This is a genomic window from Blastomonas sp. (assembly GCF_030373265.1).
Taxonomy (GTDB): domain Bacteria; phylum Pseudomonadota; class Alphaproteobacteria; order Sphingomonadales; family Sphingomonadaceae; genus Blastomonas.
Map to the genome: position 1 here is coordinate 177,376 of NZ_JAUCZC010000002.1, position 23,283 is coordinate 200,658.

At 64.4% G+C, this 23,283-nt stretch carries 22 protein-coding genes and 1 tRNA gene; 7 read left to right on the forward strand and 16 right to left on the reverse strand.

Going from position 1 to position 23,283, the window contains the following annotated elements; all coding sequences use genetic code 11:
• Nucleotides 1-12: 12 nt before the first annotated feature.
• The 7 genes from pufL to bchC all read right to left on the reverse strand — a co-directional run bounded on the left by pufL (nt 13) and on the right by bchC (nt 6,478).
• Nucleotides 13-837, reverse strand: coding sequence for a photosynthetic reaction center subunit L (pufL, locus tag QUV11_RS01970; protein WP_289618005.1), 825 nt, complete (start codon nt 835-837; stop codon nt 13-15).
• A 190-nt stretch (nt 838-1,027) separates the two neighbouring features.
• On the reverse strand, nt 1,028-1,213 hold the full coding sequence (gene pufA / locus QUV11_RS01975) for a light-harvesting antenna LH1, alpha subunit (RefSeq protein ID WP_026091137.1): 186 nt from the start codon (nt 1,211-1,213) through the stop codon (nt 1,028-1,030).
• 15 nt (nt 1,214-1,228) lie between these two features.
• Nucleotides 1,229-1,441 carry a light-harvesting antenna LH1, beta subunit gene (gene pufB / locus QUV11_RS01980; protein WP_017669604.1) on the reverse strand — a complete coding sequence of 71 codons (213 nt, stop codon included), beginning with the start codon at nt 1,439-1,441 and terminating at the stop codon, nt 1,229-1,231.
• Nucleotides 1,442-1,570: 129 nt separating this feature from the next.
• Nucleotides 1,571-3,025 carry a chlorophyllide a reductase subunit Z gene (gene bchZ, locus QUV11_RS01985; RefSeq protein WP_289618006.1) on the reverse strand — a complete coding sequence of 485 codons (1,455 nt, stop codon included), beginning with the start codon at nt 3,023-3,025 and terminating at the stop codon, nt 1,571-1,573.
• The gene (gene bchY / locus QUV11_RS01990; RefSeq protein ID WP_300880280.1) at nt 3,022-4,554 is read right to left on the reverse strand and encodes a chlorophyllide a reductase subunit Y; all 1,533 of its coding nucleotides are present in this window, start codon (nt 4,552-4,554) and stop codon (nt 3,022-3,024) included. Before bchY ends, bchZ begins: the two co-directional genes overlap by 4 nt.
• Nucleotides 4,551-5,543: a chlorophyllide a reductase iron protein subunit X gene (locus QUV11_RS01995; RefSeq protein ID WP_300880319.1), complete on the reverse strand. Its 993-nt coding sequence runs from the start codon at nt 5,541-5,543 to the stop codon at nt 4,551-4,553. Before QUV11_RS01995 ends, bchY begins: the two co-directional genes overlap by 4 nt.
• Before the next feature lie 2 nt (nt 5,544-5,545).
• Nucleotides 5,546-6,478 carry a chlorophyll synthesis pathway protein BchC gene (bchC, locus tag QUV11_RS02000; protein WP_300880281.1) on the reverse strand — a complete coding sequence of 311 codons (933 nt, stop codon included), beginning with the start codon at nt 6,476-6,478 and terminating at the stop codon, nt 5,546-5,548.
• Between the two features lie 474 nt (nt 6,479-6,952).
• Here bchC and QUV11_RS02005 point away from each other — a divergent pair, with 474 nt between their 5' ends.
• Nucleotides 6,953-7,567, forward strand: a complete 615-nt coding sequence (locus tag QUV11_RS02005; protein ID WP_300880282.1) for a hypothetical protein — start codon at nt 6,953-6,955, stop codon at nt 7,565-7,567.
• Between the two features lie 42 nt (nt 7,568-7,609).
• Nucleotides 7,610-8,779, forward strand: coding sequence for a zinc-dependent alcohol dehydrogenase (locus tag QUV11_RS02010; protein WP_300880283.1), 1,170 nt, complete (start codon nt 7,610-7,612; stop codon nt 8,777-8,779).
• Nucleotides 8,780-8,816: 37 nt separating this feature from the next.
• Here QUV11_RS02010 and QUV11_RS02015 read toward each other — a convergent pair whose 3' ends face one another.
• From QUV11_RS02015 to QUV11_RS02025, 3 genes are all read right to left on the reverse strand, one after another.
• Entirely contained in the window at nt 8,817-9,191 is a 375-nt protein-coding gene (locus QUV11_RS02015) for a response regulator (protein ID WP_300880284.1), read from the reverse strand.
• 17 nt (nt 9,192-9,208) lie between these two features.
• The gene (locus QUV11_RS02020) at nt 9,209-11,458 is read right to left on the reverse strand and encodes a PAS domain S-box protein (protein ID WP_300880285.1); all 2,250 of its coding nucleotides are present in this window, start codon (nt 11,456-11,458) and stop codon (nt 9,209-9,211) included.
• Between the two features lie 68 nt (nt 11,459-11,526).
• The gene (locus tag QUV11_RS02025) at nt 11,527-12,111 is read right to left on the reverse strand and encodes a hypothetical protein (protein ID WP_300880286.1); all 585 of its coding nucleotides are present in this window, start codon (nt 12,109-12,111) and stop codon (nt 11,527-11,529) included.
• Between the two features lie 325 nt (nt 12,112-12,436).
• Between QUV11_RS02025 and QUV11_RS02030 the strand changes: the two genes are divergently transcribed.
• Genes QUV11_RS02030 through QUV11_RS02040 form a run of 3 tightly spaced genes read left to right on the forward strand, consistent with a single transcriptional unit; the run spans nt 12,437 to nt 16,025 of the window.
• Nucleotides 12,437-13,603: a PepSY domain-containing protein gene (locus tag QUV11_RS02030; protein WP_300880287.1), complete on the forward strand. Its 1,167-nt coding sequence runs from the start codon at nt 12,437-12,439 to the stop codon at nt 13,601-13,603.
• Entirely contained in the window at nt 13,600-13,791 is a 192-nt protein-coding gene (locus tag QUV11_RS02035; protein ID WP_300880288.1) for a hypothetical protein, read from the forward strand. The genes QUV11_RS02030 and QUV11_RS02035 overlap by 4 nt, the downstream gene beginning before the upstream one ends.
• Before the next feature lie 35 nt (nt 13,792-13,826).
• The gene (locus QUV11_RS02040; protein WP_300880289.1) at nt 13,827-16,025 is read left to right on the forward strand and encodes a TonB-dependent receptor; all 2,199 of its coding nucleotides are present in this window, start codon (nt 13,827-13,829) and stop codon (nt 16,023-16,025) included.
• A gap of 189 nt (nt 16,026-16,214) precedes the next feature.
• Here QUV11_RS02040 and QUV11_RS02045 read toward each other — a convergent pair.
• Nucleotides 16,215-16,289: transfer RNA gene (locus QUV11_RS02045), tRNA-Gly, on the reverse strand.
• 241 nt (nt 16,290-16,530) lie between these two features.
• On the opposite strand from QUV11_RS02045, the gene QUV11_RS02050 reads away from it, so the two are divergent.
• A complete protein-coding gene (locus tag QUV11_RS02050; RefSeq protein WP_300880320.1) occupies nt 16,531-17,439 on the forward strand; it encodes a tetratricopeptide repeat protein in 909 nt (302 codons plus the stop codon).
• Nucleotides 17,440-17,453: 14 nt separating this feature from the next.
• Complete coding sequence (locus QUV11_RS02055) at nt 17,454-18,071, forward strand: LON peptidase substrate-binding domain-containing protein (protein WP_300880321.1); 618 nt, start codon at nt 17,454-17,456, stop codon at nt 18,069-18,071.
• A gap of 231 nt (nt 18,072-18,302) precedes the next feature.
• Here the strand turns inward: QUV11_RS02055 and rpoN are convergent, their stop codons facing one another.
• The 5 genes from rpoN to QUV11_RS02080 all read right to left on the reverse strand — a co-directional run bounded on the left by rpoN (nt 18,303) and on the right by QUV11_RS02080 (nt 22,893).
• Nucleotides 18,303-19,850, reverse strand: coding sequence for an RNA polymerase factor sigma-54 (gene rpoN / locus QUV11_RS02060; protein WP_300880290.1), 1,548 nt, complete (start codon nt 19,848-19,850; stop codon nt 18,303-18,305).
• A 34-nt stretch (nt 19,851-19,884) separates the two neighbouring features.
• Nucleotides 19,885-20,667, reverse strand: coding sequence for an LPS export ABC transporter ATP-binding protein (gene lptB / locus QUV11_RS02065; RefSeq protein WP_300880291.1), 783 nt, complete (start codon nt 20,665-20,667; stop codon nt 19,885-19,887).
• Nucleotides 20,668-20,974: 307 nt separating this feature from the next.
• Entirely contained in the window at nt 20,975-21,490 is a 516-nt protein-coding gene (locus tag QUV11_RS02070) for an LptA/OstA family protein (RefSeq protein ID WP_300880322.1), read from the reverse strand.
• A 77-nt stretch (nt 21,491-21,567) separates the two neighbouring features.
• Nucleotides 21,568-22,209 carry an LPS export ABC transporter periplasmic protein LptC gene (gene lptC / locus QUV11_RS02075; RefSeq protein ID WP_300880292.1) on the reverse strand — a complete coding sequence of 214 codons (642 nt, stop codon included), beginning with the start codon at nt 22,207-22,209 and terminating at the stop codon, nt 21,568-21,570.
• 66 nt (nt 22,210-22,275) lie between these two features.
• Nucleotides 22,276-22,893, reverse strand: a complete 618-nt coding sequence (locus tag QUV11_RS02080; RefSeq protein ID WP_300880293.1) for a ribonuclease D — start codon at nt 22,891-22,893, stop codon at nt 22,276-22,278.
• Nucleotides 22,894-23,283 lie beyond the last annotated feature (390 nt).

Consider the following 23,283-nt stretch of genomic DNA (forward strand, 5'->3'; position numbering starts at 1 on the left):
GAATTATCCCTCTCACATCCAGATCGGCAGGTTGAGCCACCAGCTCCACCATTCCGGCCAGCCGCGGGTCCAGAACGGGCCGGATATGATGATGCACACTGCGCTCCAGAACCCGGCGTTCAGCGCCAGCAGCAGGCCCACGCGGTGGATACCGAGCGTGCCGACCGAATAGCCGATCAGGTCGCGGAAGAAGGTGTCTTCATATTCGGGCGATTTGACGTCTTCACCCTTGGCCGGGTTGGTGGCCGAAAGGACCAGCGCACCATGCATCGACAGCGCCAGCGTGGTTGTGAAGAAGAACGACACGGCCAGCATATGGGCCGGGTTGTAGTGGAAGTGCAGATACTGGTATCCGACGTTGGATACCCAGTCGAGATGGCTGAAAATGCCGTAGGGGAAGCCATGGCCCCAGGCGCCCAACAGCATCGGCCGGAACACCACCAGAGTGATATAGGCGAAAATGGCGACGCCGAAGGCGAAGGGCACATGATAGCCCATGCCCAGCTTTCGGCAGATTTCCACTTCGCGCAGCGCCCAGCTGACAAAGGACCCGATCGCGCAGACCGTAATGATCTGCCACAGGCCTCCTGCCTTGAGCGGCGCCAGCCCCAGACCATAGCTCAGGTCAGGCGGTGCGATGTTGATCAACCACGGGTTCCACGTCCCGCCCTGCGATGCGCCGTAGAAGATCAGCGCAGTGCCAAGCGAGGCGAAGAACAAAGTCGTGATCCCGAAGAAGCCGACATAAAATGGCCCGACCCAGAAATCGAACAGATCCCCGCCGACCAGTGTTCCGCCTCTGACGCGATATTTTCTCTCGAAGCTCAAGAGCGCCATTGCCAGACTCCTTCGTTAGCCGCTGCAGCAAGGGTGCAGCGAACCGGATAGTGTTACCTCATGGGATGAGGCCTGAATTCTCGTTCACCCCGGGATGGGGATCACCAGTGAAGGGGGCAGACCAGATAGACCAGCCATGCTGGTCTGCCCTTATCGCCTGGTCAGGCGACACACTGGCTTTACCCTGGCGTCAGGGTGTGATCGCCGATGCCGCAGCCACTGCAGCAGGTGCAGCGGTCGGGTTGGGTGCTTCCAGCCAGTTGTAGCGATTGGTGCTCAACAGGATGAAATGGATGAGAAGTGCGAGGACGAACAGGAAGACCGCCAGGGCAGTCAGGATCTTGTTGCCATCGAATGTTTGCCACATTCTATGCATGATAAGTTTCCTTTTTTAGCTGAGCTGCACGTCGGTCACGGGGTCGAGACTCGAAGTCGCTTCGTAGCCGGGCGTACCCGGGAACCACGGGCGCCATTGCCAGACCAGAACGTGGGCGATGATCGCAATGATCGTAAAGAAGGCAAAGCTTGCAACGAAGAGTTTGTGAAACTCCTTTGCTTCGCTTTCCGTCAGGTAGGTCGCAGGACCCATCCCTTCATCTGCCATGAGATATTCTCCTTAGCTTCCAAATTTGGAAGAACGCCAAATGAGCGCCTTCCAGGCGATTATCCGTTCGGGAAAATCCCGTGCGGATGATGGAGGCCCCGTCCCAAGGCCGATGACTGGACCAGCCGCTCACGCGAGCTGCCCCATATTCTGTGCGACGGCTTCCTCCACCAGCCGCACCTCGGTTACTGAATTCTCGTTTGCGCGCCGCGCGGCCCTTTCGGCCGCATCGCGCAAGTTCTTGGCCGCAGAAATGCGCACAAGAACCGGCTGCGCGTCGACCAGCTGGTCGAGCCGCGCCTTGGCTTCCGGTGTCCAATCGAGTTCCCGCTCGATCCTGGCCGGAGTGGCCGCAACTGCATCCATCTGGGTCGACAGCGGCAGGATGTGGAACAGCGCATCAAACAGCGCGTTGCACACTTCCTGCACCAGCCAGGTCGCCCCCGAATAGCCCATCACCGGCGTTCCCGTGTGGCGGCGGATCACCGCCCCGGGGAAGCTCGCCGGGATATACATGCCCCGCGCGCCGCACTCGGCCATGTACATCCGCTCGTTATAGCTGCCGAACATCACCAGCGGAGGGTTGGTGCGGATCGCCTCGCGCACCGCCTCGTTGTCGGGCTTGACGCCCGCGGTGCGGCTGAAGGCGAAATTGCACGGCAGCCCCATGTCGTGCTCGAGGAAGTTGCGGATGCCGCGCGCATAGGTTTCGTTGGCGTGGATGCCGAAGCTTGCGGTGCCGAAGAAATCCTGCGTGACCGAGCGCCACAGATCCCATAGCGGCTTGATCGTGGTGTGCTTCTCGCGGTCGATGAACGGCTCGGGGTTGAGCCCGGTCAGCTCGCCCAGCTTGCGCAGGAACAAGGTGGTCGATTCCAGCCCGATTGGCGCCTGCAGATAGGGCCGCTCGAGGGTTTCGCACAGGTTGCGGCCGAATTCGCGGTACATGCAGATGTTGACCTCTGCGTCCGCGAGCTTCTTGACGTCGGCCAGATGGCTGCCCAGCGGGAACACCATGTTGAGCTCGCAGCCGATGCCTTCGACCAGCCGCTGGATTTCGGCCAGGTCGCTGGGCATGTTGAACGTGCCGTAGATCGGGCCGAGGATGTTGACCTTGGGCTTTGTCCCCTCCTTGCGCGGCGCAAGCGGCTTGACCTTCTTTGGTCCGAATTCGGTCCACAGCCAGGTGAGCGCGCGATCGGCGGCCTGCCACTGGTCTTCGTCGATGGTGCGCGGCAGGAACCGGCGGATGTTGGTGCCGTTGGGGGTCACGCCGCCGCCGATCATCTCGGCGATCGATCCGGTGACGACAACCGCGGGAAGATCGGGGTCGAGCGTCTGCCAGGCGCGGCGCATCGCACCTTCGGTGCCGGTCTTGCCCAGCTCTTCCTCGCCCAGGCCGGTGACGACAATGGGGAGTTCGTGCGGCGGCAGCGCATCGGTGTAGTGCAGCACCGAGGTCACCGGCAGGTTCTCGCAGCCCACCGGGCCGTCGATGATGACCTGCAGGCCCTTGATCGCGGTGAACGCGTAGACCGCGCCCCAGTAACCGCCTGCCCGATCGTGATCGATGATGAGGGTCATGTGCCCACCGCCTCTTCGGACTTGGTGAGTCCCTTGATGCGCGCGGCGTACTTCTTCTTGAACTCGGGCCGGTCGACCGGGGTATCGCGCCAGATGCCGGCATTCTCGTTGGCACCAACGCCATCGAAGAAGCTCTGCATCCGGTTGAACCGGTCCTGGTTGGCAAGCGCGGCGTTGATCACCAGCGCCAGCGAGCCAGCGCCTGCCGGGCCCATCAGCGGACGCGCCGAGATCAGGTTGGTGAAGTACAGCGCGGGGATCGCCTCGCTCTTGGCGTGCTGGACCACCGGGGTGGTGCCGATGGCGAGATCCGGGCGGTATTCCTCGACCGCCGCGATGTCCTGCTCGAGGCTGGCGCGGTACTGGATGCGCACGCCGCGCGCTTCGAGCCAGGCGCGGTCGGGCTCGGACCAGCGGGTCTTGGGGCAGGCGGTGCCCACATACGGCACTTCGGCGCCGCTTTCGATCAGCAGCCGCGCGACCAGCAGTTCGGAGCCTTCATAACCCGAAACCGTGATCCGGCCCTTGATCGGATTGGCATCGAGCGCCGCGCGGATTGCGGGCAGGAACTTGTCCTTGGCGGCATCGACCGCCGATTGCGCGACGCCGCAGGCCGCGCCGATGGCATCGAGCCAGGCGGCGGTGCCATCGACACCCACCGGCGCCGAACCGATCACCGGACGCCCGGCAGCTTCGAACTCGCGCACGCTGGCGGTGTAGAACGGGTGGATCGCGGCGACCGCGGCGCAATCAAGCGCGCTGTACAGTTCGCGCCATTCGCGGGTCGGGACGACGGGCCCTGCAGCCAAGCCCAAAGGCTCAAGCAGCTGACCGATGCCGACCGGATCGGCGGGGAACATTTCGCCCAGCAGCGTCACCGTCGGACGGTCGGGGCGATGGCTGGGCGCGGCGACCGGGCCCTGCGAGGCTTCCTTGCGCGCATAGGCGAGCATGGCGCCGGCGAGCACGTCCTTGGCCTCGGCATGGGTCGGGACGCCGAAGCCGGGGACATCAATGCCGATGATCCGTACGCCGTTGATCTGCTTGGGCAGATTTTGGATCGGGACGCCCGATGCGGTGGGTACGCACAGATTGGTGACGACGACGGTGTCATACAAAGCCGGATCGGCCATCAGATGCACCGCGTCGCGGATGTCTTCGTACAGCTTGCCGGTGACGAGCGTTTCGGAGCTGAACGGGACGTAACCGACCGAACGGCGCGCCCCGTAGAAATGCGAGGTGAAGGTCAGGCCATAGACGCAGCAGGCCGAGCCCGAGAGGATCGTCGCGGTGCGGCGCATGCGCAGGCCGACGCGCAAGGATCCGAACGCGGGGCACATGCTCTGCGGCTGATCGTGCGGACCCTTGGGGTAATCGGCGGCGTAGCGCGCCAGGATTTCGCCCTTGCCTGCCTCTTCGGCGGCCGCGCGCATGGTGTCCTTTGACGAGCACCCCCCTTCGACGGGAGCGGCCGCAAGGTCGATCCGGTCAGGTGCGCGCGCGGCGGAAGAGGCGGGGCTGTCGGTCATACGGCGTCGTAAACCACTTCGAGCGAAGGCTTCTGTTCGTAGGTGCCGCCGCGCATGTCGGCCTGGGTCGCGGGGACCAGCTCGACATTGCCGCCGGTGTCCTCGGGCTTGAACAGCGCGAGCAGACCATCCTGGGTCAGCGGACGCGGGGGTGCGGGCTGCGCTTCGGCGACGTTGATCGCGAGTTCTTCGAACAAGGATGCCCATTCGGTGTCGGGGCGTCCGATGATCTGGTAGTTGGCCGACTTGCGGCGGATATCGTCATTGGCCGGGATCGAGGCGAGCACCGGGATGCCGACCTCTTCTGCGAACGCCTGCGCCTCGCCGGTGCCGTCATCCTTGTTGATCAGGATGCCCGCAACGCCGACATTGCCGCCCATCTTGCCGAAATAGTCGACCGCCTTGCAGACGTTGTTGGCGACATAGAGCGATTGCAGGTCGTTCGACGCGACGACGATGACCTTCTGGCACATGTCGCGCGCAATCGGCAGGCCGAAGCCGCCGCAGACCACGTCGCCGAGGAAATCGAGCAGCACGAAATCGAAGCCCCAGTCGTGGAAGCCGAGCTTTTCGAGCAGTTCGAAACCGTGGATGATGCCGCGTCCGCCGCAGCCGCGTCCCACTTCGGGGCCGCCCAGTTCCATCGCGAACACGCCGTCGCGCTGGAAGCAGACATCCTCGATGCGAACCTCTTCGCCGGCCAGCTTTTTGGCGCTGCTGGTTTCGATGATCGTCGGGCACGCCTTGCCGCCGAACAGCAGACTGGTGGTGTCGGACTTGGGATCGCAACCGATCAGCAGCACGCGCTTGCCCTGCTGCGCCATCATATAGCTGAGGTTCGAGAGCGCGAAGCTCTTGCCCGAACCGCCCTTGCCGTAGATCGCGATGATCTGCGTTTCCTTGGTCACAGGTCCCGTGTGCACCGGATCGGGTTCGTGCGATGCTTCATCGCGCAGGGCGGCCGTATCAGGTCCGGAATGTTCCAACATCGTCATGCGCAAGCGCTCCAATCGAGTATCATCTTGAGGCAGGCCGGATCGGTGAACGCGGTGGGGTACGCGCTGGGTGCATCAGCAACCGGCTGAACATGGCTGACCAGCCCGGCAAGGCTGAGCGCACCGCTAGAAACCATCGCGCGGATCGCGACGAGGTCATCGGGGCCCCATTCCGCAGCGACGCGGATGCGTGCTTCGCGCATGAATGCGGGCGGAAAGGTAAAGCTGAGCGGCTGCTGATAGAACCCGGCGAGCGTGACTTCCCCACCCTTGCCAAGCCGCGAGATCAGCGTGTCGAGCAGCGAACCGTCGCCGCTGACATCGCAGATGCTGCGATAATCGCGGCGCTCATCCGCATCGGGATGAACAATATCATAGCCATCCGCGCCGGCGCTGCGGGCCGGGTTGATCTCCCACACGGTCGGCGCAGGCGCGCCGCTGGCGATGGTGAGACGGGCGAGCAGGCGGCCAAGGATGCCGTGGCCAACGATCAGATCGGGAGGACCGCCCGCCATCGCATGCAACGCAGTGGCGGCAAGCGCGAACAGCACGCCGTCCGAGCCCCAGTTTTCGTCGATCGGCAGCGCGCGGGCCGAGGGCACCACGAGTCGCCGTGCCGATCCGCCGAACAGACCGCGCGCATCGGCAAAGCAGTTGGCGCCGGGCACGAACACCCATTCGCCGATCCGGCCCTTGCACTCAGCGCCTGAGTCGACAATCCGGCCCACCGACTCATAGCCGGGGACCAGCGGGTAACCCATTCCGGGGAAGCTAGGCATCTTGCCGGTAAACAGCAGTTTTTCGGTACCGGTGCTGATGCCGCTCCACGCGATTTCGACAACGACATCGGCGGATTCTGGCGCATTCAGCGCCAACGGACGCAAGGCAAGGCGGTGCGGTGCTTCAAAAATGACGGCCATTGCCTGCATTGTGCGCTCCCCTTGTCTAAAGCCTTTGGGGGACACTCACGAGACCCCTCAACAAGGTGTCATCTTAACTTAACTCCCCATAGTGTCAATGTAGGTTTACACATTGCAGTGCATTTGTTTTTGGACACTTTTGCCCATGGGGGTGATCGTTTCGAACCCAAGGCGGCAGATCTGGCGGAGTGCGCTGGTGGCGATCCCCGCAATTGCCACGGGCCAAATGGCAGGCGAAGCGCCGTCTGGGTGGCCCCACAAAGCTGCGCCGCGAGTCTGCCCGGCATCGCATCGGGAGGGCACGTCCTGTGGCATCGACGCTGCGGGCGTGCGGCTCAAACTTCCGGCGCTATGCCAACCCATGTGATGATGGCCCGAGGTCGATCGCCCTAGGACGGGTGTCGACGCGGTGCCCTGCCCCACACCCCGACGAGCCACGACGGGCACCGCGTCACCAACGCCAACAAAGGGATTTTGCAGGCCATGAACCTTGCCAACTGGGCCCGTTACGGATTGGCCGCCACGCTGGCTACGGCTGCTGGCGGCGTCTTGATGATTCGCCGTCCGACCCATGCCAATCACGACGCTGCGCCTGCGCGCTCTGCACGCCACGCGCGCCGCTTCGGCGACTATCGCGTCACCGGCGCGACCGTGTCGATCCGAGCGACTCCCGAGCAGATTCTGGATTGCTGGCAGAGCGATCCGCAGTTGTGGCGGGACCTGGAATACCTCCCCATCCCCGAAGGCAACCAACCCGACCTGCTGCTGCCGTCCGCAGAGTTGCGGGCGATGGCATCGCGCCCGCTGCTGATCCGCATCGTCACCCGGCGCGAAGGCGAGCTGATCGCCTGGGCCTCCGAGGGCGATGACCATGCCGACATGCATGGCCGCATGCGACTGCACGACAATGGCGCCAAGGGCATCGCGGTGGAGGTGATCATGGCGGTCCGCCCCCGCGATTTCGCCTCGACGCTCAAGACCGAGGCGATGATGGCCGAGGCGCTCAAGCTTGGCATTTTGCGCGACCTGCGGCGGATGAAGATGCTGATCGAAACCGGCGAGATCGCCACCGCGAGGATGCGCCCCGACGCTGCCTGACCGTTCGCCCCTTTTGGCTTTGACTGAACAAGGACTCATTTTATGCGAGCCGCCACCTTCCAGGGCAAAGGCCATATCGAAGTGCGCCAGATGCCCGATCCCAAGATCGTCAATCCGCGCGATGCGATCGTCGAGGTCACCTCCACCGCGATCTGCGGGTCTGACCTGCATCTGTATGACGGGGTGATTCCCGGCGTCGAGAAGGACGACATACTGGGCCATGAGTTCATGGGCCGCGTGGTCGATGTCGGCCGCGAGAGCACGCTGACGATCGGCCAGCGCGTCGTCGTGCCGTTTACCATCTTCTGCGGCCAGTGCTTCCAGTGCGCCGACCAGCGCTACAGCGCCTGCGACAACAGCTGTCCGGTCGAGAACCAGCAGGTTGCCGAAAAGGCGTTCGGCTATCCGCTGGCCGGCATGTTTGGCTATTCGCACCTCACCGGCGGCTATGCCGGGGGCCAGGCCGAACTGGTCCGCGTTCCCTATTCCGATGTCATCCCGCAGATCGTCCCCGACGACATTCCCGATGACCGGCTGCTGTTCCTGTCCGACATCCTGCCGACCGGCTGGATGGCGGCGCTGAACGCCGAGATCGAGCCGGGCGATACCATCGCGGTGTGGGGCTGCGGGCCGGTGGGTCTGTTCTCGATCCTCAGCGCCTTTCACCAGGGCGCCGGGCGGGTAATCGCGATCGATGGCGTGCCGGGACGGCTCGCCATGGCCGAAGGGCTGGGCGCGGAGCCGGTCAATTTCCACGAGACCGACATTCTCGACGGGCTCATGCAGATGACCGGCGGGGTCGGCCCGGATGCGGTGATCGATGCGATCGGGATGGAATCGCACGGCTTTTCGATCGACAACATCGCCGACAGGATCAAGCAGACGGTCGGCATGGGTCAGGACCGCGCGCACGTGCTGCGCCAGGCGATCTTGGCCTGCCGCAAGGGCGGCCGGGTTTCGGTCCCCGGGGTGTATGGCGGCAAGGCGGACCTGTTTCCGCTGGGCGCGCTAATGCAGAAAGGTCTGCAGCTGCGCACCGGGCAGACGCATGTGCGGCGCTATACCGAAGAGTTGCTCGACATGATCGAACGCGACGTGATCGACCCCAGCTTCCTGATCAGCCATCGCCTGCCGCTGGATGATGCAGCCAGGGGCTATCGCAATTTCCGCGACCATCAGGACGACTGGATCAAGGTCGTCATGCAGCCCTGATCCCGAGCCCCCGGGCCAATGGATGGGGCGCAGCAGGCTATACCAGCTCCAAGGCCCTTTTGAGCGTTTCGATGATCCGGCGCACGCCGACCGGCTTGTCGCAGCGCGGGGCCTGTCTGAACCGCTCGGGAATCGCCAGCGCGTCATAGCCGCTCACGAACACGATGGGGATGCCGCGGTCCAGAAGCTGGTCTGCGGCCGGGAACACCATCTCGCCCTTGAGGTTGCCATCGAGCACCGCGCCATCGATGTGCGGTGTCGCCGCGATGATGGCGATGGCATCCGCCAGACTGGCCACCGGTCCGATGACGGTCGCCCCGATACGCTCCAGTTCCATATGCAGCTCGTCGGCGACCAGATATTCGTCTTCGACCACCAGAATGCGACGTCCATTGAGCGACAGATCGGTCATGGCGGGTCTCCTTGATATCAATCTGAGGGCAAAGGAAACGCGATGGAGCAGACAACCCCATCGGGTCCGAGGACGAAGCGGGTTCTGGCATCGAGCTGGTAGGGCAGAGCCCGCTCGATCAGTTCGCGGCCATGGCCTGGGGTCGGGTGTCCCGTCGGCATCGCCACGCCGCTTTCGCGCCACTCGATATGCAGCCAATGCGGTCCATCGGCTGTGGCGCGCGCGACCGTCCAGGAAATCGCCAGCGTTGCGCCTGCCTGGCTGAGCGCACCGTATTTTACGGCATTGGTGGCCAGCTCGTGCAGCGCCATGGCCAGGGTCTGGATCGTCGACGAGCGCAGACGCACGCCCTTGGGACCGTCGACGCTGACCTGATCCGATGCGCCTTCCAGCGCTGCGAGCTCGGCATCGATCAGTTCGTCAAAGGTGATTCGTTGCTGCTCGCCCAGACGCGACAACAGCGCCTGCACCCGTGCCAGCGCTTCCAGCCGATCACCGAACCGGTCCCTGAAATCCGCCAGATCGCTGCTCGCGCGCGCTGTCTTCTCGGATGTCGACAACACCACCGCCATCAGGTTGCGGGTACGATGCTGCAGCTCGGCGACCAGAACCTGCTGGCGGGACTGCAGATCACGGATCTGGTGGATGTCGGTCGAGGTCCCCAGCCATTCGATAATCGATCCGGCCTGATTGCGGACCGGCGAAGCGCGGGTCTGGAACCATCGATAACTCCGCCTGGCAGAGCTGCAGATCCGCGCCTCGACCTCGAAGATTCCGGTTTCGGCCGCATCTGCCCATTCGGAACGCACCGCAGCGCGGTCTTCGGGATGGAACGCCTTGAGCCAGCCGTCCGCCCGGCTGGCCTCTTCCGAAAGGCCGGTATACTCGCTCCATTGCGGGCTGGACCATGTCAGCTGCCCATCCCCCATGGCGCGCCAGACCAACTGCGGAATACCTTCCATCAGCACCTGCAACCGAAGCTCGGCTTCGCGCAGCTCGGTCAGGTCGTGGCCAACGCCGCCGATCAGCGACACCGCGCCATCGCAACCGGCAAGCGGAAAATCGGTGTTGCGCAGCCAGCGGATCGAGCCATCGCTTGGCCGCCGGATGCGATAATCGAAGGTGACATGTTCCCCGCTGCGGACCCGCTCGATCGCCTCGAGCACCCGGGGCCGATCCTCTGCGACGATCAGATCCAGCCAGTTGCCGAAATTGTCACCGTCCAGCGCATCCCCGCGCGACATTCCATAGATCGCCTCGAAGGCCGGTGTCAGATACTGCCATTGCAGGCTTTGGGCATCGCGCATCCATAAGATGTCCTGCGAGGCCTCGCCGAACTGGCGCAGCCTTTCCTCGCTTTCCCGGAGCGCGGCCTCAGTGCGAATCCGCTCGGTGACATCCTGCCCGATCTTGAGATAGCCACGCAGGTCGCCGTCGGGGTGGCGGATGGCTATGGTCTGCCCGTCGAGAAACACGCGCGAACCATCGCGGCGCTGATGCCATCGCACATCGGCTGCGGTGCCGGTTTCGCGCGCCCGCGCCAGCTCCATGGCCGGAACGCCCTGCGCGCGATCCTCGTCGGTGAAGAAGATTTCGGCCGGCTGTCCCACCGCCTCGCTGCGCGACCAGCCCAGAATCTCCTCCGACCCGCCCAGCCAGGCCGTGATCCTGTCGTCGGCATCGCAGACCACCATGACATACGCCCGGGCGTTGTCGATCAGCTGCAGGCGATCGTCGGCGATCCGCAGCGCCGCCACCGTGCGCAGCCGATCGATGGCTGGCCCCAGGATCATCGCATAGGTCTTCAGAAACTCGATCTCATGCTCGCCAAAGTCCCGCGACCGGCGCGAATCGACCTGCAGCAACCCGAACGGCTTTCGCCCCGGCAGGAAAATGGGGACATTCACCAGCGCCACCACATTATGATCGCGAAGGAATGGGGGGAAATCGAACCGGTCCTCGCTTGCGATATCCCTGGTGATGACGGGCTCGGCCTTCTCGATCGCAAAGGCCTCGGAAGACTGGCCGCTGAGGCTGACCCGCTCGTGCCCGACCACACCCGGATGCCAGCCGATTCCCGCCCGCACCAGGCCGGTATCATCGCTCCGGTCGATCTCGATCACCTTGGCGAAATCGACCTCGAGCCCAAGCGCGACCAGCCGGCACGCCTCGTTGAGAATCTCATCGAGGTCTTCGTGATCAAGCACGAAATCTCCAAAGTCGGAGAGCACTCTTTGGTATTTCGTGGATTCCGACAGGCTGGCCATGGTATCCTTGGGTCGTCTGATGAGGGTCGCCTTGGCGGACATTGCATATATCGTGGAGGGGATGCTCGCTATTGATCCTCTCTCGTCAGCGCTTGCAGCCGGGCGCGCAGACACTGGTCGCGCTCGTATGCCGCGGCCTGAAGCTCGGCGATCGGCTCGACGAAATCGCGCCCCTTCGGGATCCCGAGCCGGATCGCCGTTTCCAACGACACGATATCGGCTGCCAACAGCTTGCGGATCGCGCCGATCAGCGCGATGTCTCGCACCGCCCCTTGCGCGGTGGTTGCGACATCGCGGGACGCATCTTCGAAGATCCCCTTCGCCCAAAGGTTGGGCGTGTCGCCGGGGTTGGACACCAGAGCGGACAATATCGGCTGATCATCGGCAGCGGCTGTTCTGATCTCACCCAGCACGGCGCGCGTCTGGGTATCCACGGTCGCGTCCTCGACTGCCTTCATCTGGTCGCGGATTACCGACCGCGCCTGCCAAAGATCCTGCAGGGCAACCACCAGCAGCTCGCCCCTTGATTGCGTTTGCGAATCATGTGCCATTGCCAATTCCTTTGTGCCCCGCACGTCGGGTCCGGACTCGACCACCCGGACGCCCGAGGCTTGACCGGCTGCGCAACCGGCCATTGCGCGTTCCCGGTTCATGGGCTGATTTCCGTCATATCCATGGACGAACGGGAGGTCAGACGATCGGTTCCGCGATTATAACCTATGTCAGCTTCAGTAATGCGCGCAGATTCGCGCGGGCGGACGACCGGATGCACAACGCCGGTTGAGTATGCGACTGACTTGCATTTACATCTGAAGTGTTGATCGGTATGGACCGCGTTTCCAGACGAGCAAGGGGTGTTTTGATGCGTTGCCAGTTCGTCGCGGGCGTTGCCGCGATTTCGCTGTTGAACCGCGCCCTGCCGCAGGCCGCCGCAGGCAATGCGGTGGCTTCTGCGCTGCCCCGGTTGGCCAGGGCACGATGACCCGGTCTGCGATCAAAACCTGGTTCCTCGTCCACAAATGGACCAGCCTGGTGTGCACAGCATTCCTGCTGATGCTGTGCCTCACCGGGTTGCCGCTGATTTTCCACGACGAGATCGATCATCTCACCGAGCAGCAGCCCGAATACGGCATGCCGGGCGTCGGATCGTCCGGCACCGCCGAAGGGCTGCTGTCGCTGGATACGATGCTGCAGCGCGCGCTGGCTAACCGTCCGGGCGAAGTGCCGCTGTATATGGCGTTCGACAACGACCAGCCCTCGATGACGATCACCACCGCGCCGCGCCCCGATTCGCCGGGCGCCGAGATGACCATCCAGTCGTTCGACCGCTCCACGGGTGAGCTTGTCGGCATGGTCGCCGAGGCCGATGGCGGGGTGATGCACTTCCTGCTGGAACTGCACACCGACATGTTCCTGGGTCTGCCCGGAATGCTGTTCCTGGGCGCGATGGGGGTGGCCTTCGTTGCCGCTCTGGTATCGGGCGTTGTCCTCTACGCCCCGTTTATGCGCAAGCTCGACTTCGGAACGCTGCGGGTATCGCGCAGCACGCGGCTCAAATGGCTCGACTATCACAATCTTCTGGGCATCGTCGCGCTCGCCTGGATGCTGGTGGTCGGGCTGACCGGGGTGATCAACGCGCTCGCGGTGCCGATCGAGGATATGTGGCAAGCCGACGAGCTGGCCGACATGACGCGCGATTATGCCGGGCGCGATGCGCTCGACCCTGCCCGCTACGGATCGCTCGACCGCGCGATGGCCGAGGCGCGCGCGGCGCTGCCGGGCAACAACCCGCAGTTCATCGCCTTTCCCGGCGGCACCTTCAGCTCGAAGCATCATTATGCGGTGTTCTTCCAGGGCGATACGCCGCTCACCGAGCGGCTGCTCACGCCTGCGCTGATCGATGCCGAGACCGTCGAGTTCACCGATGCCCGGCCGATGCCGTGGTATTATCAGGCGCTGTCGCTCTCGCGCCCGCTGCACTTCGGCGATTATGGCGGCCTGCCGCTCAAGCTGCTGTGGGCGGCGCTGACATTGTTCACCATCGTTGTGCTGGGTTCGGGCCTCTATCTGTGGCTCGCCAAGGGATCGACCAGTGCCTCTGCGCATCTGCGCGAGGTCCAGTTGCTGGCGGAGCCTGCCGAGTGACCCGGCGATCGCGCCATGCCCGCTCGATGGGTGCCATCTTCGCCTGGCCGATCGCGATCTTCGTCGTCGGGCTTGCCGGTCTCGTCATCGCGCTGACCGGCGATGGCTGGCGCGATGCGGCGTCCTGGGCCGCGCTGGCGGCGCCGGTGGCTGCGCTCGTCTGGGCGATGCGTGCGCGCCGCACCTGATCATTCGATTTCCCCTGACAATAAGGACACCTTCGTTGAACAGCCAGATCATCCGCTACGGGCTCCTCATGGCCAGCGCCCTGACCGCGCCGATGCTCGCCTCCCCTGCCCTGGCGCAGGACAGGCCGGTTGACGACAACGCGACGATCATCGTCACCGCCCAGCGCGAGAACCAGTCGGGTGTTGAGCAGGCGGGCAATGCCGGCGTGCTGGGCAAGAAGCTGGCCGAGGATGTCCCGTTTAGCATCCGCAGCTATAACGCCGCGCTGATCCTCAACCAGCAGCCGCAGACCCTGGGCCAGGTGCTGGAGAACGATCCGACGATCCGCACCACCACCGGCTTCGGCATTGCCGGCGAACTTTTCGTGATCCGCGGCTTTGCGCTTGGCGGCGACGATATCGGCTATGACGGTCTGTATGGCATCACCCCGCGCCAGCTCGTCGCGCCCGAGCTGTACGAATCGGTGCAGGTGCTCAACGGCGCAAGCGCGTTCCTCAATGGCGCCGCCCCGGGGGGCAGCGGCATCGGCGGCAGCGTCAACCTGATCCCTAAGCGGGCGGGCGCCGATGGCATCACCCGCGCCACCATCGGCTTTACCGAGCCCGGCCATATCGGCGGCAGCGTCGATGTCGGCCGCCGCTTCGGCCAGAACGACGAATGGGGTTTCCGCATCAACGGCACCGCGCGCCGCGGCGACGTCTCGATCGATGACGAGTTTCGCAGCACTTATGTGATCGGCGCCGGGCTCGACTACAACTCGGGGCCGCTGCGCGCCTCGCTCGATATCGCCTATCAGCGGGTCAAGGTCTCGCACTTCCGGCCCAAATTGCGCATCAACAGCCTCACCGTCATCCCCGATGCGCCCGATGCCAGCACCAACTTCGGCCAGCCCTGGCAATATACCACGCTGCGCGATGTCTTCGGCCAGTTCCGCGTGGAATACGACCTTGCCAAGGACGTGATGGCCTATGCCGCGTTCGGGGCGCGCGACGGGTCCGAAGTCGGCGTCTACAGCACGCCCGAGCTGATCAACGCCACCACCGGCGACATCAACGTCAGCGGATCGTTCATCCCGCGCACCGACAACAACGAGGCAGCGATGGCGGGCCTGCGTGCCAAGCTGCGCGGCGGCGGCATCACCCACGAGTTCAACCTCGGCGGCTCGATGAACTGGCTCGTCAACCGCAATGCCTTTGAATTCTATACGCTGTCGCCCGAGCGGACCAACCTCTACGCGCCGGTCGAGGTCACGCAATCGTCGACCGTTTCCTTCGTCGGCGGCAATCTCGACGATCCCTTGCCGATTTCGCGCATCCGCCTGGGCAGCGTGTTCGCGTCGGACACCATCGGGCTGTGGGATGACCGCGTCCTGCTGACCGCCGGGCTCAGGCTGCAGACGATCACCGTCAAATCCTATTCCAACGCGACCGGCCTGCTCGCCACCGAATACAGCGAGGACGCGGTGACCCCGGTGATCGGTCTGGTGGTCAAGCCGGTCGCCGGGCTGTCGCTCTACGCCAACCGCATCGAGGCCTTGGTCCAGGGCGCCGTTGCGCCTCCCACCGGCGCCAATCCGTCGGGCGGCGTGGCGCTGCCGGTCACCAACGCGGGCGAGGTTCTTCCGCCCTTCGTGTCCGAGCAATATGAGATCGGCGGCAAGCTGACGCTGGGCCGGATGGATGTCTCGCTCGCCCTGTTCCAGATCGACCGCGAAACCTCGATCCTCAGGCTCGATCCGGGCCAGCCGGGCACGCTCGAGTTCGGACCCTTCGGCATCCAGCGCAACCGCGGTGTAGAGTTCACGCTGGCGGGCGAGCTCACCGAGGGCCTGCGGGTGATTGCCGGCGGATCGGTGATCGATGCCAAATTGCGCCGCACCCAGAACGGCGTGAACGAAGGCAACCAGGCGGTGGGCGTGCCCGAATATCTGCTCAACGCCAATGTCGAGTGGGACGTGCCGTTCATTCCCGCGCTGACGCTGACCGGACGCGTGGTGCACACCGGCGAGCAGGCGGCCAATATCGGCAACACTTTGTTCCTCGAGGACTGGACCCGGCTCGATCTGGGCGCGCGCTATGTCGCGGTGGTCGGCGGCAAGCCGCTTACGCTGCGGCTCAATCTCGATAACGTCACCGACAACGCCTATTGGGCCTCGGCCTTCGACAGCTTCCGCCCCGACCTGCTGCTCGGCGCGCCGCGCACCTTCAAGGCCTCGGTCACCTACGACTTCTGACACCGCTGGCGCAAAGCGATGCGCCGGGTGGGGAGCGGCTGACCGCCCTCCCCCCTAGCCGCGCTTTTTGTGGGTCAAGCCGATCTACCGCACACGCTATACCAGGGCCGCACGCCAATGCGGCCTGCGGACGATAGGGCGTGGGTCCGCAGAGCGGATGCTTTATCTTACGGATTTCTTTTGAAAAACTGGAGCGGGCGAAGGGATTCGAACCCTCGACCCCAACCTTGGCAAGGTTGTGCTCTACCCCTGAGCTACGCCCGCTCGGCGGCTGGTTCGACGTGCGATCCAGCAGGTGAGGCGCGCAGTTAGCATCGGGTTTGGGGTCCGGCAAGCCCCAATTTTGCTTTTGCCGCGGAATCATTGTTCCACCCTTGGCAGAAGCTGCTTGCGCACCATCTTGGGGATGCGGATAAGATGGCGGTCACGAACGGGGCGCAGACCCCTGGCTGCGGGTTTACCCGTTTGATCGCGCATAACAGCAGGAGCAGTTCACTTGGCAACCATGGGTTTGACGACCGAAGAGCACAAGGCCGTCGAGGCGTTCCGGACCAGCGTGGTCGAACCGTCGATGACCAAGCTGGTGATTCTTGATTTCTGGGCCGAATGGTGCGGCCCGTGCAAGACGCTGACCCCGGTGCTCGAAAAGGTTGCCGCCGATTACGCCGACAAGGGCGTGATGCTGGTCAAGGTCAATGTCGACGAGGAGCGCTTCATCGCCTCGCAGTTCCAGATCCAGTCGATCCCCACCGTCTACGCCATGTTTCAGGGCCAGCCGGTCGCCAACCTGACCAATGCGCGGACCGAGGCGCAGCTTGGCGGCATACTGGACCAGCTGCTCGAGAAGCTGCCGGTTCAGGCGGGTGATGGCGACGATGCCGGAGCACCCGATATCGCGCCGCTGATCGCGATGGCCGAGGACGTGCTGACCGAAGGGGACACCGAACAGGCGATGGGCATGTTCGCGCAGATCCTGGACATGGTGCCCGATAGCGTTGCCGCCATTTCCGGCCTGCTGCGCGCGATGGTCGCCGCCGACAAGGTTGCAGAAGCCCAGGCGTTGCTCGCCGATCTGCCGCCCGAGGTTGAATCCGATCCCCTGCTCGACCGCGCTAAGGCCGCGATCGCGCTGATCGCCGACAAGGCCGATGACAGCGAGATCGCAGGGCTGCGCGCCGCCTCTGACGCCGCGCCCGATGATCACGCGGCGCGCTTCGAACTGGCCGTGGCGCTGTTTGCCGGCGGCGAGCGCGACGAGGCGGCAGAGCACCTGCTCGCCATCGTGCGCGCGGACAAGGAATGGAACGAAGGCGCGGCGCGCGCGCGACTGCTGCAAATTTTCGAGGCGGTCGGGCTGGAAGATCCCTGGGTGTCGGCGACCCGGCGCAAGCTTTCCGCCGCGTTGTTCGGGTGACCGACAAACCCGTCATGGTCGCCCAGCGCATCTCGATCTTTCCGCTGACCGGTGTCATCCTGTTCCCGGGGCTGCAGGTCCCGCTGCACATCTTCGAGCCGCGCTACCGCGCGCTGGTCAGCGATGCGATGGCGCGCGACCGGCAGATCGGCATGATCCAGCCGCGCGGCGGCGGTGATCCGCCGGCGCTGTTCGACATGGGCTGTGTCGGCCGCATCGTCGATGTCGAAGCGCTCGACGACGGCCGCTACAATCTGGTGCTCGAGGGCTTTGCCCGCTTCCGTGTGCTGCGCGAACTGGAAGTGACCACGGCGTTCCGCCAGATCGAGGCCGAGCTGATCAACGAGAACGAGGACGACCAGGCGCTGTCGAGCATCGAGCGCGCCAGCCTCGAGCGCGAATCGCAGCGCTTCGCCAATGCTCAGGGGTATAGTGTCGATTGGGACTCCGTCGCCCGCCTCGACGACCGCTCGCTGGTCAACGGCATCGCGCAGATCGCGCCGTTCGACGCGGCGGCCAAGCAGGCTTTGCTCGAGGCGGATGGCCTGACCACCCGCGCCGACCTTCTGGTGCAGCTGATGCAGTTCTTCGGACGCCGCGACAGCGATGATCCGCGGGTGACGCTGCAGTAGTGCGTCCTTTCCCCTACCGCTTGCGGGAGGGGTTAAAGCCCTCCCCCTCGATGGGGGAGGGTTGGGTGGGGGTGAGCTCTCCGGATTGAGCTAATGCTCCGACGGTGCGCCCTTGCACGCAGTCGCACCATCACCCTCACCGCTGCGACTAGGTGGCAAAGCCACCAAGTCTCGCTGCCTCTCCCATCAAGGGAGAGGCCAAACAGGCGCGCCTGCGGGAGGGGAGAGAATTTACCGCGCGCCCTGCAGCTTCTTCTGGCGGCGGCGTTGCACCGATGAGCCCAGCCCCAGCGCCTCGCGGTATTTCGCCACCGTCCGCCGCGCGATGTCGAAGCCGCGTTCCTTGAGCAGATCGACCAGTTGATCGTCAGACAGGATGTTCTTGCCATCCTCCTCGTCGATCAGCGTCTTGATGTGGCTCTTCACCGCAGACGCGGAGACGGCATCGCCGCCGTCGGTCGCCTGGATCGCGCTGGTGAAGAAGTATTTGAGCTCGAACAGCCCGCGCGCACAGCTCAGATATTTGTGGCTGGTCACCCGGCTGACGGTCGATTCGTGCATCTCGATCGCGTCGGCGACGCTGCGCAGCGTGAGCGGGCGCAGCTGGGTGACTCCCTTGCGGAAGAAGCCTTCCTGCTGCTTGACGATCTCGCTCGCCACCTTGATGATCGTGCGCTGGCGCTGGTCGAGCGCCTTGACCAGCCAGTTGGCCTCGGCAAGGCACTCGCTGAGCCAGGCCTTGGACTTGGCATCGTGCCGCCCGCCGCTCAGGGAGACGTGATAGGAGCGGTTGACCAGCAGCCGTGGCAGCGTGGCGCTGTTGATCTCGATCGCCCATTTGCCCTCGCGTTCGAGCACGAACAGATCGGGGACCACCGTATCGACGCTGGAACCGCCGAAGCGACTGCCCGGCTTGGGGTCATATTGACGCAGCTCGGCGATCATGTCGGCGAGGTCTTCGTCATCGACCCGGCACAAGCGCTTGAGCTGGGGCAATGCGCCGCGCGCCACCAGATCGAGATTGTTGATCAGCTGCACCATGCAAGGATCGTAGCGGTCGGCCTCCTTGGCCTGCAGCGCGAGGCATTCGGCCAGATCGCGCGCCCCGACGCCCGTGGGATCGAGTGTCTGGATCGCCGCCAGGGCAGCTTCCACCTCGCCCAGCGGCACGCCCAGCTGATGCGACACCTGAAGCAGATCCCCGCGCAGATAGCCGTTCTCGTCGATCAGTTCGATCAGATGGCGGCCGATGAACAAGGTGACCCCCGACATCGCTATCCCGGCCTGCGCGTGCAGATGTTCGCGCAGGGTCAGGTCGTATTCGAGCGAATCTTCCCATCCATCCCGGTCGGCGCCCGCCCCGGTTGAGATGTCGTTGAGCGACAGCGCGCCATCGAGCCCGCCGCTCGCCTCGCCAGGCACCCGCTCGGGGCCATCGCTGGCACAATCATGGTGAAAGACCTCACCCCCCAGATCGATGTCGAGCGGGCGGTCGGTCTCGCCCATTCCGGCACCGATCAGCTCGTCGCTGCCAACCGGATCGCCATCGCCTGCAGGCATGGCAGGCGCATCATAGGCAGCGTCCACCCCGCTCGCGGCGGCCTCGCCGCCGGGCTCCTCACCGCCGAGTTCGAGCAGCGGATTGCGCTCGAGCTCCTCGCCGATGAACGTCTCGATCTCGATATTCGACAAAGCCAGTAGCCGGATCGCCTGCTGCAACTGCGGCGTCATGACCAGCGACTGGCTCTGCCTCAGGTCAAGGCGCGGGCCGAGCGCCATCAGATCAGCCCTTTTTCACCCGCATTGGCCGTGATCACAGCTCGAAGCCTTCGCCCAGATACAGCCTGCGGACATTCTCGTCGGCCACCAGCGCCTCGGGGGTGCCGGCAAACAGCACCTTGCCGTCATAGATGATGCAGGCGCGGTCGACGATGTCGAGCGTTTCGCGGACGTTGTGATCGGTGATCAATACGCCGATGCCGCGCGACTTGAGCTCGATGATCAGATCGCGGATGTCGGCGATCGACAGCGGGTCGATGCCGGCGAACGGCTCGTCGAGCAGGATGATCGAGGGGCTGGCGGCAAGTGCGCGGGCGATCTCGCAGCGTCGGCGCTCGCCGCCCGACAATGCCATCGCCGGAGACTCGCGCAGCCGGGTCAGCCCGAACTCCTCGAGCAAAGTCTCCAGCCGCGCGGCGCGTGCCTCTGCCTCCGGCTCGACCAGTTCCAGCACCGCCTTGATATTCTGTTCGACCGTCATGCCGCGAAAGATCGAGGTTTCCTGCGGCAGATAGCCCAGGCCCAGGATTGCGCGGCGATACATCGGCAGCGGGGTGATATCGACGCCGTCGAGCATGATGCGGCCCGAATTGGGCTTCACCAGCCCCATGATCGAATAAAAGCAGGTGGTCTTGCCCGCGCCATTGGGGCCGAGCAGGCCAAGCACCTCGCCCTTGGCGACGTGCAGCGACACATCGGACAGCACCACCTTCTTGTCATAGCTCTTGGCGATCGACACGACGTTGAGGCCGTCGCTCGACAAGGCGGGGTCGGCAGCAGTGCCGCTGAGCAGGCCAAGGGGGGCTACATCGTTCATCGCAACATTCCTGCAAACTTAAACAGCAGCTGTCAGCGCCGCTTTGGGTTTCCTCTCCCATAGCATGGAACATTACGATGAAAACCGGCGATATTCGCGTGTTGGCAGGATTTATGCATGGGCGGGCGCGACAAGCGTTGAAATCCTCCCCCAGCTTGCTGGGGGAGGGGGACCGCCCGCGTAGCGGGTGGTGGAGGGGCAGCAAGATCGCGCGATGCTCGACCGGTGCGCTACCCCGCTTCCCCTCCACCACTGACCTACGGCCAGCGGTCCCCCTCCCCGAGACAAGCTCGGGGAGGATTTAGGGTCAATCCCGGTTCGGAACCGCGAACGTTCCCGAAACGCGTCCGCCTGCAGAGCCGGTCTGGCCAGGCGCGCCGCCTGCCGTGCGGCCATCGACGGTCGAGCGCCCGGTGGTCAGATCGATCACCATCCGCCCGCCGTTGAGGGTGTTGCCGCCCTGGCGCAATGCGACATCGCCGACGAGTGTGATGATGCGACGGTTGAAATCATAGATGCCGACATTGCCGCTGGCGCGCTCTTCACCCTTGGTGACGACCACGCCGCCGTTGGCGTCGATGCGCTCGATCTCGATCCCGCCCGCATTGCGATAGGCCACGGTCATCCGCGCCGCCTGCAGCCTGAGGCCGGCCTGGGTGATATCGACATTGCCCGACAGCAACACGCGGTTGGCCCGGTCCTGCAATTCGATGCGATCGGCGGCATAATCGACCGGCGCGTTGCTGTTGTGGTTCATCAGCGATTGCGCGGTGACGCTACCCGGCACCAGAGCCAGCACGGCAAGGCTGAACGCACCGGCAATTCCACCGGACAACCGGCGATGCGCCAGCGCCGAAGCCTTGACTGAAAACCGCTTGGTCAATCCCGTATCTCCGCTCGTCACTGGCCCAATCCACCCTGAGTCATCCGAAGCCGTGCCCGGCCTTCCAGCGTGACCGTGCGATTGGCAAGATCGGCCCTTAGCCGGTCGGCGCGGAAAGTGCCAGTCGGCAAGCGACCGGTAACCTCTCCCCGGCTGACCATCGTCCGTTCGGGCAAATCGATATCGACATCGCGCGTCACCATGCGATAGCCATTGGACGAGTTGAACTGCACCGGCCCGACGATCGACACCTGTTCGCTGTCCATGTTGTAGGTGCCCTGCCCGGCTTCGAGCACGCCGGGGCCTTCCGCCAGCAGGATGCGCGCGGCCAGATCCTTGAGCTGCACCACCGGATTGCGCGAGCTTTGCTGCACCGCAGATCCTGCCTGCAGCGAGAACGGGCGCCCTTCGCTGTCCTGACCGCGGTACAGCGCCTGCGTCACCCGCATCCGCTCGCGCGCGATATCGACCTGGTTCTTGTCGAGCAGGAAGCTGACCTCGGTGTTGCGCAGCAAAGGCGCGAGCGCGAGAAACGCGACCAGCACGCCGATCGCCGAGGGCAGGATGATGCCCAGCAGCCGCACCAGCCGGTCATGGCTGCTGCCGGGGGCGGCAAACAGCTGGCGACGGGTGCGCATGATGTCGGCGCGTTCGGTCATGGTGCCTTCAGGCCTTTCGGGAGCGCGCCGGGGGACCCCCCGCGCCTTGGTGTCTGGCGCGATATATTAAGCGTGCGCGAAAATATCAATTTCGGGCCAGCCTGCCAGATCGAGCTGTGCGCGCGCGGGCAGGAAATCGAAACAGGCCTGCGCTAGCTCACGCCGGCCTTCGCGCACCAGCCGGGCATCCATCGCGGCATGCAGCGCGTGCAGGAAGCGCACGTCGCTGGCGGCATAATCGCGCTGCGCCTCGTTGATTTCGGGCGCGCCCCAGTCGCTCGACTGCTGTTGCTTGCTGAGTTCGCGGCCCAGCACCTCGCGCACCAGTTCCTTCAGCCCATGCCGGTCGGTGTACGTGCGGATCATGCGTGATGCGATTTTGGTGCAGAACACGGGCGCTGCCATCACGCCGAGATAGTGCTGGATCGCGGCGAGATCGAAACGCGCGAAGTGATAAAGCTTCAGGCGCTCAGGATCAGCCAGGACGCTGCGCAGATTGGGCGCGGCATAATCGCTGCCGGGCATGAACCGCACCAGATGCTCGTCGCCGCGACCGTCCGAAATCTGAACCAGGCACAACCGGTCGCGCGGCGTCACCAGCCCCATCGTCTCGGTATCGACCGCCACGGGCCCGGGGGCAAGAACATCGGCAGGAAGGTCGGATTCGTGGAAAAATACGGTCATGCACTCTCGCAATTGGTGTCTGCCGGCGAAATGCCGTGTTTCATTGTCCCACCACTGCAGGACAGGACGTTCAGGGTCGCGACCATCGCAGAAAAACCCTTCGCGGCATAGATATAACCCTCAGGAACGAAGGCCCTCACGCGGTGAGCAACCTGCGGGAGAACTGCGCTGGAGGCGTGGAGTCGCGCAAAAGCCGAAGGATCCTGGCCGTCGGGCCCCAATTGCCGCACCGACCAGGGTCTGGCAAGGCCTGCAAACGCCCGCGTTGGCGAAATTTCACGGCCTGCAGCTGCCGGACATGCCCATCATTGCGCTTACTATGGGTCAGACTGGCATATTTGCACGGTCAGGCCTTGCACATGGGCCATTTATTGTTCGCCATGCCACAGG

Bases quoted from the DNA above. Each gene is read 5' to 3' on its own strand.
- bchZ (WP_289618006.1), bottom strand. From the start codon at position 3,025: ATGACCCTCATCATCGATCACGATCGGGCAGGCGGTTACTGGGGCGCG.
- QUV11_RS02080 (WP_300880293.1), bottom strand. From the start codon at position 22,893: ATGACCGTATTTTTCCACGAATCCGACCTTCCTGCCGATGTTCTTGCC.
- rpoN (WP_300880290.1), bottom strand. From the start codon at position 19,850: ATGGCGCTCGGCCCGCGCCTTGACCTGAGGCAGAGCCAGTCGCTGGTC.
- bchC (WP_300880281.1), bottom strand. From the start codon at position 6,478: ATGCAGGCAATGGCCGTCATTTTTGAAGCACCGCACCGCCTTGCCTTG.
- QUV11_RS02050 (WP_300880320.1), top strand. From the start codon at position 16,531: ATGGGTTTGACGACCGAAGAGCACAAGGCCGTCGAGGCGTTCCGGACC.
- QUV11_RS02005 (WP_300880282.1), top strand. From the start codon at position 6,953: ATGAACCTTGCCAACTGGGCCCGTTACGGATTGGCCGCCACGCTGGCT.
- QUV11_RS02015 (WP_300880284.1), bottom strand. From the start codon at position 9,191: ATGACCGATCTGTCGCTCAATGGACGTCGCATTCTGGTGGTCGAAGAC.
- QUV11_RS02025 (WP_300880286.1), bottom strand. From the start codon at position 12,111: ATGAACCGGGAACGCGCAATGGCCGGTTGCGCAGCCGGTCAAGCCTCG.
- lptB (WP_300880291.1), bottom strand. From the start codon at position 20,667: ATGAACGATGTAGCCCCCCTTGGCCTGCTCAGCGGCACTGCTGCCGAC.
- pufA (WP_026091137.1), bottom strand. From the start codon at position 1,213: ATGCATAGAATGTGGCAAACATTCGATGGCAACAAGATCCTGACTGCC.
- pufL (WP_289618005.1), bottom strand. From the start codon at position 837: ATGGCGCTCTTGAGCTTCGAGAGAAAATATCGCGTCAGAGGCGGAACA.
- QUV11_RS02030 (WP_300880287.1), top strand. From the start codon at position 12,437: ATGACCCGGTCTGCGATCAAAACCTGGTTCCTCGTCCACAAATGGACC.
- bchY (WP_300880280.1), bottom strand. From the start codon at position 4,554: ATGACCGACAGCCCCGCCTCTTCCGCCGCGCGCGCACCTGACCGGATC.
- QUV11_RS02020 (WP_300880285.1), bottom strand. From the start codon at position 11,458: ATGGCCAGCCTGTCGGAATCCACGAAATACCAAAGAGTGCTCTCCGAC.
- pufB (WP_017669604.1), bottom strand. From the start codon at position 1,441: ATGGCAGATGAAGGGATGGGTCCTGCGACCTACCTGACGGAAAGCGAA.
- QUV11_RS02055 (WP_300880321.1), top strand. From the start codon at position 17,454: ATGGTCGCCCAGCGCATCTCGATCTTTCCGCTGACCGGTGTCATCCTG.
- QUV11_RS02010 (WP_300880283.1), top strand. From the start codon at position 7,610: ATGCGAGCCGCCACCTTCCAGGGCAAAGGCCATATCGAAGTGCGCCAG.
- QUV11_RS01995 (WP_300880319.1), bottom strand. From the start codon at position 5,543: ATGTTGGAACATTCCGGACCTGATACGGCCGCCCTGCGCGATGAAGCA.
- lptC (WP_300880292.1), bottom strand. From the start codon at position 22,209: ATGACCGAACGCGCCGACATCATGCGCACCCGTCGCCAGCTGTTTGCC.